The organism is Flavobacterium sp. KH_035, assembly GCF_057839565.1.
This window is the reverse complement of sequence record NZ_CM174492.1, coordinates 5,207,838-5,221,674: the sequence shown is the minus strand read 5'-3', so window position 1 is coordinate 5,221,674 and position 13,837 is coordinate 5,207,838. Positions and strand designations below refer to the sequence as shown.

Below are 13,837 nucleotides of genomic sequence, written 5' to 3'. Positions count from 1 at the left end.
GTGATGTGTAATACCAGAAAAATACTTTTATTCCTTATTCTATTATTTGTTCCTATTGTACTTCGTTCTCAAACTACTAAGGACAGTTTGCGGGTTTTGAAAGAAGTATTGCTAAAAGCAAAACCGTATCAGGAAGTAATTCCCGTACAAAGCCTTTCAGGAACACTACTCGAAAATTTAGCCAGTCACAATGTTGCCGATGCGCTTCGTTATTTTGCCGGAGTACAGATCAAGGATTATGGAGGTTTGGGCGGACTCAAAACGGTCGATGTACGAAATATGGGTACCCATCATGTGGGCGTTTTTTACGACGGAATTCAGTTGGGAAATGCTCAAAACGGAGTTACAGATTTGGGAAAATATTCCCTGGATGATATGGAATCGCTCACCATGTATAATGGTCAGAAGAGTGAAATATTTCAGTCAGCTAAAGACTTTGCAGCAGCTTCTACTATTTATCTGCGTACCAAGCGTCCTGTTTTTGAGCATAATAAAAAAAACAACCTATTGCTGCGCTATAAAACCATGTCTATCAATTACAATGATTTTTCTTTTAGATGGGAACAAAAATTAAGTGATAAAATAAGTCTGAGCGCGAGTTCTGAATACATAAAATCTAACGGAGAATACAAATTCAGATACAAAAGAAATAATCTTGACGGAACTGTGGCTTACGATACCTCAGCCGTCAGGCACAATAGCGATATAGAAGCATTTCGTTTTGAGTCTGGTCTGTACGGGAAAATGAAGAACGGTACCTGGGATGCCAAAGTGTATTATTATGGTTCCGAAAGAGGAGCACCAGGAGCTATTGTAGAAAATAAATTTTCGGATGGTTTTAGACAGTACGACAAGAATTTTTTTGCACAGGGTACTTTTATAAAAGACCTTAGCGAAAGATATAAATTTCAGGCTAAGGCAAAATATGCCTATGATTATACCCATTATGTAGCCAGAGATACCACTAATGTGCTGGGAGAAATAGTTACCGAAGGCGCTCAATCTGACGATAGTTATTACCAACAGGAATATTATTTTTCAGCAGTTAATCTGTACAAGATTCTACCCACCTGGGACGTTTCGTTGTCGACTGATTTTCAGTATAACCGGCTTAATGCGACCAGAAAAGGGATAAAGACCCTGTTCTCTTATCCGGAGCGCTACACCGCTTTGTTCTCGTTGGCAAGTTCTTACCGACTGGATGGCTTTAAAGTTTTGGGAAGCGTTGTGGGAACACACGTGCAGGAAGAAGTGCGTTACAATGCCAAAGCTCCTGATAAAACAGAATTTACTCCGGCCATATTTTTGGGTTATACACCCTTTAAAGACTACGATTTTAATGTAAGAGCTTTTGCGAAACGTATGTTCCGAATGCCCACTTTTAATGATTTGTATTATACGATGGTCGGTTCCAGTACCTTAAGACCCGAATACATGAATCAGTACGATGTTGGATTTACCTACAACATACCATTTGAAAGCGGTTTATTAGACCAGTTTTCTCTTCAGGTCGATGGCTACTACACCAATACCAAAGATAAAATAATAGCAGCCCCAACTGGAAATTTATTCCGCTGGATGATGACGAATATTGGACAGGTGAAAGGAAAAGGAATCGAATCGGTTGTTAACATGAAAATGCATGTTAGCAATGTAAATCTGACCGCCCATTTGAGCTATACTTATTCGGAGAGTAGGGATTATACTAAGTTTGCCGGTTTAGAATTGTCGTCTTATGGAGATCAGATTCCTTACACCCCATGGCATAGCGGATCCGGAATTCTAAATGCGGATTATAAGTCATGGAATTTTAACTACAGTTTTATCTATGTTGGAAAACGATACAACGGAAATGTAAATAACATTAGAATTAATGAGGTGCAACCCTGGTATACACACGATTTATCCGTTCAGAAAATGTTTTCATTTCAGGGTCATGAAATAAAAGGGGCAATCGAATTAAACAATGCCCTCAACCAGCAGTACGAAGTAATTTACAACTATCCGATGCCGGGCCGTACACTAAAATTTATAATCAGTATTGCGTTATGAAAAAGAGAACTACCCAATTCCTGCTTACTTTATTTGTAGCCCTTCTTTTGGTTTCCTGCAGGGAAGAAGAAACTGTTTTTCCGTCCTCAGATAAAAGCGTAGCCGCGCCCAGAGGTGATGGCAACATAGAAGGATTCTATCTTTTGAACGAAGGCAATATGGGAATGAACCGTGCCAGTATTGATGTATTCAATTACAGAACTGGAAATTATACCACCGATATTTACTCAGAACGCAACCCAACAGTAGTAAAAGAACTGGGTGACGTAGGGAACGATATTAAAATTTATGGGAATAAAGTGTACGCGGTAATCAACTGTTCCAATAAAGTGGAGGTGATTGACAAATGGTCCGCAAAACGAATCAAAAAAATAGACATTCCGAATTGTCGGTATGTCACTTTTTACAAAAACAAAGCCTACGTAAGTTCGTATTCAGGTCCCGTTGCCATTGATCCAAATGCCGAAATTGGATTTGTAGCAGAAATAGATACGACTTCATTAGAAATAAAACGCAAAGTGACCGTTGGTTATCAGCCGGAACAAATGGTGGTACATAACGGAAAATTGTATGTAGCCAATTCAGGAGGTTACCGAGTGCCTAATTATGACAGAACTGTATCGGTAATCGATCTTGAAACTTTTACCGAAATAAAAAAAATAGATGTGGGGATCAATCTCCACAGCATGCAGGTAGACAGCAGGGGAGATATCTACGTAAGTTCCAGAGGCGATTATTACAACACTCCTTCTAATCTTTTTGTGATCGATACAAAAACAGACGAGAAGAAAATGCAGCTTGATATTCCGGTTTCGGCAACATGTCTCGTCGATGATTTGCTTTATTACTACAGTGTCTCATGGAGTTATCTCACCAATAGCAATAAAGTTTCCTATGGAATATTAGATACAAAGACCAAAAAAGTCATAAATAATAAAATCATTACGGATGGTACCGACAAACAGATCATGATTCCTTATGGCTTGCAGGTAAATCCCGAAACAAAAGAAATATATGTCACCGATGCCCAAAATTATGTGGTAACAGGTTATATCTACTGTTTTACTCCCGAAGGAAAATTAAAATGGAAGACTACAGCCGGAAATATTCCTGCTCATATTGCTTTTATAACTAAAAAGTGAAGAGTGAAGAGTGAGGAGTGAGGAGTAAAGAGTGAGGAGTAAAGAGTAAAGAGTAAAGAGTAAAGAGTGAAGAGTAAAGAGTAAAGAGTGAAGAGTAAAGAGTAAAGAGTAAAGAGTAAAGAGTGAAGAATTAGATGTTACGCTCACTGGAAATTTATTTTGTTGTACCTCAGTAATAATGTGTCATTAAAGAATAAAAATAAAAAAATATGAAAAGAGTCCCTTTTGCACTTTTAAAAAGTACGTTAGTATTAACCCTCTTACTGGGATTTATCTCCTGCGGAAGCGATCGGGAAGATGATTCTGGAAATGAAAATCAGGGAGAAACCCTAAAAGAATCCTATACGATCGATCGTTTTAAAGTGCTGAACATCGATCTGAAAATGTCCGCTAATTCAAAATTAACCTGGAGCATTAAAGATTCTGTCATTTCAGAAAGTCTTCAACTGGATTTTATAAGTCCGTATTTAAAGAGTTATCCCTTAACCTTAAAAGTTGAAACGAATGGAGTTGTAAAAACATATCAATCTTCTATCAATGTAACAAAAGAGGCTGGGAATTATAACAAGTACATTTCTAATGTGTTCGATTTTCGTCCCGGAGTAGGTCAGTTTACTAATGAACTTCCGCTGTATGCACCCGGAAATACCGAAAGCAATCTGATTAATGCCGCTAAGAAATCACTTGTAGGTTCAAACGCGTCAATGATTTCTTTAGGAGGGTTTGGAGGTTATGTTGTATTTGGTTTTGATCATACGATTCCAAATATGAATGGCCGCGATTTTAAAGTTATGGGAAATGCTTTTTGGGCTAACGATGCTGCTGAAGGGCGTTCAGGATCTTGCGAACCCGGAATTATTCAGGTGGCTTACGATAAAAATAAAAACGGAAAACCCGATGAAGACGAATGGTACGAAATAGCCGGAAGCGAGTATTTTAAAAACACCACCGTGAAGAATTACAGTATCACCTATTTGAAACCGGATCCTAACAAGCTGCCTGTAGCAGGTCAGGACTTTTGGCAAACGGATGTACAGTACATTAAATGGGAAGACAATCAGGGAAGTTCAGGATACAAAACTAAAAATGGATTTCATGAACAAAGCTATTACCCACTATGGATTACAGAGGCTTCCTATACGCTCAAAGGAACCAAAATTAAAGACAATTATTACGATCAAAGTGGTACAGGAAGTTATTGGGTAGGCAAAGGTTTTGATTTTGGTTATGCCGATAATGCACCAAATGGCGATGAAGGCTCTAATATTGATATTTCATGGGCCGTAGACAAAAACGGAAAATATGTAAAACTTCCGGGAATCGATTTTGTTAAAATACATACCGCAATCAATCAGGAAGCTGGCTGGCTGGGAGAAGTTTCTACAGATGTGGCCGGAGCTTATGACCTGTACCTTAAATAATAGAATTTTAAATTAAATATAATATGAAGAAAAATTACTTGTTGTTGATGTTACTTTTTGCATTTTTAATGCGTGGGCAGGTAATACCGGAGGGCAGATCCCTTTATGCTAGTAAACAAAGAACAGCAGCAAAAAATGAGGTTGGTAGAAGTGTGGGGGTTGCGGCAACTTTTGATGATATTCAGTATTGGGTAGGTACTGGTTCTAATAAGGCAGCATTTGTAGTGCAGTGGAATGATGGTAAAAATACCGATGCTTTAGTCTGGGGATTCAGATGGGATGGTAATGCGACAGGTGAAGACATGCTAAAAGCCATACTAAAAACAGATCGTCGTTTTTTCGCGCTGTTGCATAAAGGAACACAAACGGGATCTTCGGTAGGAGGATTGGGCTTTGATTTGGACGGAGTAAAAACGATCGGACTTTATAAAGGCACAGATTATGCTTATCCTCTGTATCCAACAAATGGTTTTGTGAATACGACCGCTTATGATTTTGACAGCTACACAGCAATAGATATAAACGATCATTGGCAATCCGGATGGACGAATGGAGAATGGTCCTATTGGGGAAAAAATCCTGCTGATTCTAATTTCGGGACTGTCAGCACAGGAGCGTCCACTCGTATTTTAGAGAATGGTTCCTGGGATGTTTGGAATTACGCACCGTCGAAGAATGTATTGCCTATTGCTGGAACTTTTACCCCCGTTGCACCTTATGTAGAGGCGACTGATTTTACCAACGGTTATTTTATGGTAAACGAAGACTGGTTTGGGCACACTAATGGTTCCGTGAATTTTATCAATAAGAACGGTAGCGTTAATTACCGAATTTATAGTAATGCAAACAACAATGAAACTTTTGGTGTTACGACTTGTTATGGAACAATTTACGGCGATAAATTTTATTTTATTTCAAAACAGGCTGCAAGCGGAGGAGATCAGAATTTCAGCCCCGGCGGCAGATTAGTTGTTGCCAATGCACAAAACATGAAGAAAATTGCCGGATTCGCCAATATCGGTGGAGGTGACGGACGTTCTTTTGTAGGGGTTAACGAAAATACAGGGTATATTGGTACCTCAAAGGGAATTTTTCTTTTTGATATCGCCAACTTAAAGGTAGGAACCGTCATAACAGGTACAAGCACTGTTGGACAAATAGGCAATATGATTCGTACCTCTCAGTACGTATTTGCAGTCTCACAAAATGGAGGAGTTCTGGTAATTGATCCAAACAATAATACTTTGGTTAAGACGATTACAGGAAAATTTCACTCGATCGCTCAGGCCAAAGACGGAAGTGTATGGGGAATTCAGGATCAGAAATTAATCAATATTAATACGACAGCTTTTACACTAACAGAATATGCAATTCCTACCACTAAATATTTAGGATCCTGGGGAGCGTGGAATGCGGGAAGTTTTACGTACAGCAATCAGCAGAATGCTTTGTATTGGATAAACGCTGTAAGCTCTTTTACTTCAGGAACAAAAATTGTCAAGTTTGATGTTACTTCAAAAAGCTTTAATGAGAATTTTGCAACAATTCCAGGGCAGACAGATGCTTTTAAGCAGATTCCTTATGGTGCGGCCCTGCGTATCGATCCAGTTTCAGATGAGTTGATTCTCAATACCACAGAAAACGGATTTGGAGCACATTTTCAGAAAAACTGGGTTCATACTTTTGATACTACGGGGAGCTTAACCCAGACAAAAGTTTTAGATGATTATTATTGGTTTCCGGCAATTACTGTTTTTCCGGATAAAGCAGCACCGGTAGTGAGTACCACTTTGCCTTCGGAGGTGTCCATAAAAGAACCAGCCGTAATCGATTTAAAAAGCATTGTTTCGGATGCCGATAATTTGTCGTCAGCAATTGTAAAATCAATAAAGTCAGTTAGAGATACGGAAATCGTTTCGGCAATCATAAATGTCAATGATGAATTGGTTTTGACACCAAAAGCTTTAGGGAATGCGACAGTTGTCATACGTTTTAATTCAAATGGGAAACTGGTTGAAAAATCAATTATCGTAAATACAACAAGCACTTTAGGAACCGGTGAATTCACGAAATTAGAACTGGCAGTTTATCCTAATCCTGTCTCTGACGTATTGAATATTAGAACAGAAGACGAGGTGTTAAAAGTAACTGTCTATGATATTTCGGGTAAATCAATTAACGCTCAGATCAGTAACAATCAGATTAATGTTAGCGATTTTGCCAATGGAATGTACATCATCAATATAATGACCGACAAAGCGAATTATGTTCAGAAATTTATTAAGAAGTAGGGTGTGAAATGTGAGATGTAAAATGTAAAATGTATAGATATAGCCCCTCTTACGGTTTTGTAAGAGGGTTTTTAATTTATAAGTGGTTATTTCGATAGTTGTAAAATGCACGGATAATTATAAAAACAAAAGCTGATGGTTAGAATAGCTTTTGTTTTATATCCAAAACTTAAAGAAGAGCTATAAATTCCCTTTATCAGCAAACGAATAATAACTTTCTGAGGTAATAATCAAATGATCAATTACAGCGATGTCTAAAAGAGAGCCGGCATCTCTGGCTTTTTGGGTAATCAATTTGTCGGCGAGAGAAGGCAGTGTTTTGCCCGAAGGATGATTGTGTATCATGATAAGAGCCGAAGCATTTGCTTTGAGCGCTGCGGCAAAAACTAGCCTAAGATCTATCGAAGCTCCCGATATTCCTCCCGAAGCCACTTGGTAAACTCCCAGTACTTTGTTGGACTGATTGAGAAGCAGAATTTTAAACTGTTCAAAAAAGTCTATTGTATTCAGATTCCAGATTTCCATGGCTACTTTATATGCAGTGGCAGAAGAGGTGATATGAGGACGTTGTGAGGCTTTTATCTTGGTTTTATAAATCAGTTCAATTTCTGATGGGATTTTCCAGTTCTTTTCTTTTTTTACAGTTTTCATCAAGCTGATATTGTTTTCATTGAAGTAACAAAGGTCTTAATTTTTTGTTTGTAAAATAACCGCATATAATAAGCAACGGTGTTAAATTATTTGATGTTTAAAACAATTAAAAGGGTGTAGAAAAGATTTAGTAGTTAGGATTATATAAGTTAAAGGATTTAAAAAAGCTGCATTCAAAAGCAAAATTTTGAATACAGCTTTTTTAAATTTTATAATAAAGATAAAATTCCTTTAAATTCGCTATTTAAGCGAAGTCAGATAAAACTCCGGGAATGTTTTTACGGGGGTGTTGGTGGCGATGTCAAATGCTATGTGGGTGCACATTCCCGCTACCAGCCATGATGCAATAGGGAGTTGGGGAGGAGAGAGGTTCTTGTTTTCCTTTTTGTATTTGTCCAGTATTTCTTCGAGCCACTTTTGCGGATTTTCCCAGTACCTCATATATTCTAAAACATAGTCGACCACATTGACTTCACTAAATTTTTCATTTGGCTTTTTTAAAACTTCTAAACCTTCATCCTCTGAAATGACTAACACCAATGCGCCCCATCCGAGGTTGTAGGGATGTAAAACCGGAATGTTTTTTTGCTGACAAATTGAATCGAATATAAGCGGAACATCAGAAGTAAAATCCAGTGCGTTGATCGCAATTTTATGATCGGTTATGTAATCGCCAACATTTTCGGGTGTTAAAAAGCAGTTATGAATCGTGATTTTTGCCTGACTGTTGATCGATAATAATCGTTCTTTAAGTGCCTCTACTTTGGGTTGTGCAATATTGTTTTCGGTATAATTTTGTCGGTTTAAATTGGACAATTCGACAACATCACCATCGATAATGGTCAGGGTTTCAAAACCTAATCGCAATAAACATTCAGCAATAGCGCTTCCTATACCTGCTCCGCCTAATAATATCGGAGTGTTTTTTATTAATTCCTGTTCTTCCGGGCTAATATAAAGTCTATTTCTGATATGCCTTTGTTCCATACTTATTTTTTAGAAGTTAAAAATTTGTTCTTTTGACAGAGATAAAAGGGAGTAACAGGAATCCTTAGAGTTTATCAAAACTGTTAATTTATGAATCTGCATCAAAGCTAAATTATCGAAAATAATATTAATATTTAGGTACAAAAAAATAATAATTATAGTTTTAAAATGTGTTCGTACACTTCAACTCCGTGTGGGAAATTGTAATAAAATTTCTGTTTTGTAGTTTGATGATCTGTAATAATAAAAAAAGGAGATACCTGAATATCTCCCTTTGTTGTGGCCTTAACCACAGACCACGATTGTGCACAACGTTTAAAAAATGCACAGATGTAAAAAAATGGTACTTTTATTTTTGAAATTTAGCAATACCGGATTTCAGCCATTGCTCATATTCAGTAATGTCAGGAGTATATCCTGCAGGTTTGCTCAGCTTTTGCTCATTCGTATCTAATAAAATATAGTAAGGCTGTGCATTTGCTTTGTAGCGTGTAATTTGAAAATCACTCCATTTATTTCCTATGGTTGTAATCTTTTTGCCGGTTTCTTTAGATACATATTGTTCTTCAAGAGGTAATTCTCTTTTGTCGTCAACATATAAAGAAATTAGGACGACTTCATTGTTTAAGATGGACAAAATACGAGGATCAGACCATACATAATCTTCCATTTTTCGGCAATTCACACAGGCAAATCCGGTAAAATCTAAAAGGATAGGTTTGTTTACACTTTTGGCGTAGGCCAGTCCTTTTTTATAATCCGTGAAAGCCATGATGTCATGAGGACCATTATGAGCTCCGTCTGGTAATGCTTTCTCAGCGGATGAGGTGTTTTTACCGGATCCGCCTACGCCATACGGAGATTCGCTATAGGTCATTGGAGGAGGGAATCCGCTAATTATTTTCAAAGGAGCGCCCCACAATCCGGGAATCAGATAAATGGTAAATGTCAATACGATTAATCCAACACCTAAACGGCCTACCGAAATGGATGATGTAGGAGAATCATGTGGCAAGGTTATTTTTCCAAATAAATAGAAAGCCAGCGTACCAAATATAGCGATCCAAATGGCCAGGAAGATTTCTCTTTCAAACCAGTGCAGCTGTAGCACTAAATCGGCATTAGATAAAAATTTAAATGCCAAAGCCAATTCCAGAAAGCCTAGAAACACTTTTACGGTATTGAGCCAGCCACCAGATTTTGGCAATGTATTTAACCAGCCCGGGAACATGGCAAAAAGCATAAAAGGTAATGCCAAAGCCGATGAGAAACCTAACATTCCCACAATTGGTGCAATTCCACCTTTAGAAGCTGCTTCGACCAATAGAGTTCCTATAATTGGTCCCGTGCAGGAAAAAGAAACAATTGCCAGAGCCAATGCCATAAATACGATTCCAATGATCCCGGCTTTATCTGCCTGCTGATCTACTTTATTGGCCCACGAATTGGGCAACATGATTTCGAAAGCGCCTAAAAAAGAAGAAGCGAATACGACAAGTAAGACAAAAAAGATAATATTAAACCATACGTTGGTCGACAAAGCGTTTAGGGCATCGGCACCAAAAATTAGCGTAATTACAGTTCCTAGAAATACATAAATAAGGATGATTGAAATTCCGTAAATAATAGCATTTTTAATTCCCTTAGCTTTCGTTTTACTTTGTTTGGTAAAGAAACTCACTGTCATGGGAATCATAGGAAACACACAAGGGGTAAGCAGTGCGGCAAAACCGGATAAGAACGCAATAATGAAAATCATGTACAAACTGGAATCCGTTTTTTCAGATTCCGTTTGTTTTTCTATGGTGGGATTTACTGTTGTTTTCTCAGTTTTTTCGTTTGTAATATCGGCAGCCTGTATTTCTGTTGCTTCAAGCGTTTTAAGATTAAACTCAAAGTACTTGGTTTCGCTAATACAATTCTCTTTACATACCTGATAAGAAAGCTCTACTTGTATGACTTCTTTTTTCGGATTGGTTTGTTTGATTAATTGGGTAAAAACAGCTTTGTCCGAGAAGAAGATTTCATCTACGCCAAAGATTTCATTGAACTCTCGCTTGGTTTCGCTTTCAGTTGCTTTTCCAACGAGTTCATAATTGTTTTTTATATCATGAAAGAGGAATTCGGCAGGAAGAGGCCCATCTTCAGGAGTGAATTGTGAGTATACATGCCAGTCTTTTTCAATTGTTCCTTTAAAAGAAAGCTGATATTCCGAGTTGGATTTTTTCTCGATCGAAGCTTCCCATTTCACAGGATTTATAATCTGTGCCTGTATTTTGGCAAAAGCCAGAAACAGGAATAATAAATAAATTATTTTTTTCATTTTATAGGTTTAATCAGAACGATTTGTTCCGGTTGTAATGGGATTTATTTACTTCGTTACATTGAAAAAAGTATATTCCAGTTTCAGAAAAATACCATCGGTTGCCATACGCTGCATAGAACTGTACAACTCTTTTTTGTAAGCCAAGTCAATTCTCGCCTGACTGTTGATGATAAACTGAATCGAAGGAACTACATCCAGGTATGATCTACCGTTTTCGGTTATGGTTTGTCCTGTAAATTCCAACATGGCATTAATGTTTGTTTGCTTGTAACTCGTATATTTTTTAGGATGCATCAATTTACCTACAGAGAAGGTGTAGTTTATGGCATTTTTACCCAGCATATCCGGAAAACTGTAATCGGCATTGTTTAATGCACGTACATAACTTACGGAAGAACTTAGGGCTACTTTATGAATTAACTGAGTGGCTACCAAACCGGCTTCGTAACCCGAATTTCCGTTAGCTAAGTCTATCGCTTCCTGATTAAAATAGGAGTTATTGTAACTGTATCGCCCAAAGGCAGCCATCCTAAAATGACTTTGTAAATCGTCTACAGAAAAGAATCTGTATTTTGCATAGAAACCACCACCTTTTAGTCCCAGTCCGTTATCCTGATTGCTTAAAAAAGCTGAGGTACGAACCATCAAATTTTTATTTACTCCCCAGGTAACTTCCGGGGTTAAATTGTACATGGAACCGCTTTCAAGTTTCTTTTCCATTAAGGATTGTCCAACACGAACTCCAATAGAACCCGCCGGAGCATTACTGGCGGGTTCGGTTACTACAAATAATTCTTGTGCGTTTATTTGGTAAGAAACAAGGAATAAGAAGATTATTGATAGATATTTCATTTTTAAAGGGCTTTTAAATAATAATCATTCTCATTTTCTGTAGCATACTCAGGATATTTCGCGTACGATTTAAGGAGTTTTTTATACTCTTTTTGAGTTACGAAACCTTTGTCCAAAACTCTGTATTTGGCTTCTGCATGTGCTACAGGTTTTTTTATATCGATAAAAGTATAAGTGGCTTCATCGACTTTCAGCGTTGTATTATCCTCAATTTTATCTACATGAAACTTTGCCGTTAAAACCATAGAACCCACAAAGAAACCGGCTTTTTCGACTGCTTTTTTCAATACTTTAGGTTCCAGTGAATTATCTTTTTTGAAATAAACGGTAAACGTATTTGTGTTTAAGTCAGTGCCAATGCTATCTACTTCTGTAAAAGATTTTAATTGTTTGTTTATGGCATTCGAACACATAGAACAGGTTAATCCTGTAGCCATTATTTCGGCTTTTGTAATTTGAGAATACGATTTTACACCTGCTAATAAGAAAATAAGTGTAAGGGCTATGAATTTTATATGTAAGGTTTTCATTTTATTTGTTGTTTTTTTTGATTTGAGCAATTATTTGAGCTTCTGTTGGATTTATGGCAATCAGTTTTCCTGATGCATCAAAAAGAAAAGTAGAAGGCAGGGCATCAACTCCAAAAGTGATGGCCGTTTTGGCATCAAAACCTTTCGGATCAATTAATTGCTGGTGCTTCATTTTATCTTTTTCAATGGCCTTTAACCATTTTGTTTTGTCGTTGTCTATCGATATTCCTACGATTTCAAAATTTTGACCTTTGTACTGATTGTACATTTTAACCAAATTTTTATTAGCCAGTCGACAAGGAGCGCACCACGAAGCCCAGAAGTCTACTAAGACTGTTTTGCCTTTAAAAGAATTTAGTTTAACTACAGCATTCTTGTTGTTTTGAAGCTGAACATCCGGAAAATGATCTCCTACTTTTATTTGTGCATTTGTTATAGAAACAGTTGCAATAAGCGTGAATAAGGTGATTATATTTTTTATTTTCAACATGATATTTTTTTTAATAGTTGTTCGTAATGAGGTTTTAAGTACCTGCATTACGAACAAATTGGTTTTAATGATGTGATGATGAATTGTTTTGTTTTTTATCGCTTGCCTCTCTATCGTATTGGCAACAGCCGTGCAATTCATCATAGACAGCATTTGATGCAGTAAATTTTTCATTATCATATCCTGCATCCGCAACACGTTTTAGAATAGCATCAAGATTTGTTTTCTGAGCATCATAAGTAATAGTAGCCATTTTAGTGGTTTCATTCCAGGTTACTTTTGCTTCTTTATTGACGTTTGCTGCAGTTTCGATAACTTTTTTGCACATACTGCAGTTACCGCTTATTTTTACCTTTTCGGTTGTTTTATTTTTGATTTGAGCGCTGGCGAAAGTAACTGATAGCAATAGAGACATTGCCATCAATAATTTTGTTATTGAGTTCATTGTATGTAATTTTTTTTGGATGAATTAATCCTAAAGTATAGCAGAAACGATAGCAAATACAGCTATTTCTGATACAGATTGGGATTAAAAAATAGTTTTGAATGTGGACTTTAAAAAAGCCCTTTGGATAAGACAGACCTAGGGCTGTCAGGAAAAGAAATCTAGCTTATCTTAGGTGGAAGCCAGATCGAACGGAAATCTGAAGAAATAAAGATTTCTGAATAAAAGTAAGTTTGTTTTTTTTCAGAAAAAACAAAAAGAGAATGGTTTTCTACATGAAAGATTGCCATTGGCGAGAATCCACAGCTACTGGTTGGCGTACAGGAATTTCCCATACAGCTCTTATCGCAGCCATGTTTTTTGTCTTTCGTATCTTTTTTGCTACAGCAGTCTTTTGCCGTAGATTCTTTTTTACAACATGACATTTCTTTTTTTGTTCCATGTGCATAAGTAAACGTTGGTCCCATAAGGAAACCAAGCGTAACGAATAGCAGTATGTAGAACTTTTTTGTCATAGTTGACGACAAAGATATTTTTATTTGACGGGTTAGCTTGTTAATTTTTTTGTAAATAATTTAGAAAAAACATAAGATGGTAGGGTTTTCTCTTTTGATGTTCATATAGTTTGATGCACCAATTCTAATTAATGT

At 37.0% G+C, this 13,837-nt stretch carries 12 protein-coding genes; 4 read left to right on the top strand and 8 right to left on the bottom strand.

The annotated features are described in order from the left end of the window. Positions 1–3: 3 nt before the first annotated feature. The 4 genes from AC3IS6_RS21090 to AC3IS6_RS21075 all read left to right on the top strand — a co-directional run bounded on the left by AC3IS6_RS21090 (position 4) and on the right by AC3IS6_RS21075 (position 6,906). The gene (locus AC3IS6_RS21090; RefSeq protein WP_489162256.1) at positions 4–2,052 is read left to right on the top strand and encodes a TonB-dependent receptor; all 2,049 of its coding nucleotides are present in this window, start codon (positions 4–6) and stop codon (positions 2,050–2,052) included. Further along, positions 2,049–3,194, top strand: coding sequence for a YncE family protein (locus AC3IS6_RS21085; RefSeq protein ID WP_489162254.1), 1,146 nt, complete (start codon positions 2,049–2,051; stop codon positions 3,192–3,194). The genes AC3IS6_RS21090 and AC3IS6_RS21085 overlap by 4 nt, the downstream gene beginning before the upstream one ends. Positions 3,195–3,403: 209 nt before the next feature. Further along, on the top strand, positions 3,404–4,615 hold the full coding sequence (locus AC3IS6_RS21080; protein WP_489162252.1) for a cell surface protein: 1,212 nt from the start codon (positions 3,404–3,406) through the stop codon (positions 4,613–4,615). Between the two features lie 23 nt (positions 4,616–4,638). Beyond that, entirely contained in the window at positions 4,639–6,906 is a 2,268-nt protein-coding gene (locus tag AC3IS6_RS21075) for a T9SS type A sorting domain-containing protein (RefSeq protein ID WP_489162250.1), read from the top strand. Between the two features lie 180 nt (positions 6,907–7,086). On the opposite strand, the gene AC3IS6_RS21070 is transcribed toward AC3IS6_RS21075, so the two are convergent. The 8 genes from AC3IS6_RS21070 to AC3IS6_RS21035 all read right to left on the bottom strand — a co-directional run bounded on the left by AC3IS6_RS21070 (position 7,087) and on the right by AC3IS6_RS21035 (position 13,702). Continuing rightward, positions 7,087–7,557, bottom strand: a complete 471-nt coding sequence (locus tag AC3IS6_RS21070; protein WP_489162248.1) for a JAB domain-containing protein — start codon at positions 7,555–7,557, stop codon at positions 7,087–7,089. A gap of 240 nt (positions 7,558–7,797) precedes the next feature. Next, complete coding sequence (locus tag AC3IS6_RS21065) at positions 7,798–8,544, bottom strand: HesA/MoeB/ThiF family protein (protein ID WP_489162246.1); 747 nt, start codon at positions 8,542–8,544, stop codon at positions 7,798–7,800. Between the two features lie 349 nt (positions 8,545–8,893). Continuing rightward, positions 8,894–10,867, bottom strand: a complete 1,974-nt coding sequence (locus tag AC3IS6_RS21060; protein ID WP_489162244.1) for a protein-disulfide reductase DsbD family protein — start codon at positions 10,865–10,867, stop codon at positions 8,894–8,896. Between the two features lie 48 nt (positions 10,868–10,915). Next, a complete protein-coding gene (locus tag AC3IS6_RS21055) occupies positions 10,916–11,722 on the bottom strand; it encodes a hypothetical protein (RefSeq protein WP_489162242.1) in 807 nt (268 codons plus the stop codon). 2 nt (positions 11,723–11,724) lie between these two features. Beyond that, positions 11,725–12,252: a heavy-metal-associated domain-containing protein gene (locus AC3IS6_RS21050; RefSeq protein ID WP_489162240.1), complete on the bottom strand. Its 528-nt coding sequence runs from the start codon at positions 12,250–12,252 to the stop codon at positions 11,725–11,727. Position 12,253: 1 nt separating this feature from the next. After that, positions 12,254–12,742 (bottom strand): TlpA family protein disulfide reductase, encoded by a 489-nt coding sequence (locus tag AC3IS6_RS21045; RefSeq protein ID WP_489162238.1) that lies wholly within the window; start codon positions 12,740–12,742, stop codon positions 12,254–12,256. A gap of 64 nt (positions 12,743–12,806) precedes the next feature. Further along, positions 12,807–13,187 carry a heavy-metal-associated domain-containing protein gene (locus AC3IS6_RS21040; RefSeq protein ID WP_489162236.1) on the bottom strand — a complete coding sequence of 127 codons (381 nt, stop codon included), beginning with the start codon at positions 13,185–13,187 and terminating at the stop codon, positions 12,807–12,809. 161 nt (positions 13,188–13,348) lie between these two features. After that, entirely contained in the window at positions 13,349–13,702 is a 354-nt protein-coding gene (locus AC3IS6_RS21035; RefSeq protein WP_489162234.1) for a hypothetical protein, read from the bottom strand. Positions 13,703–13,837: the final 135 nt, after the last annotated feature.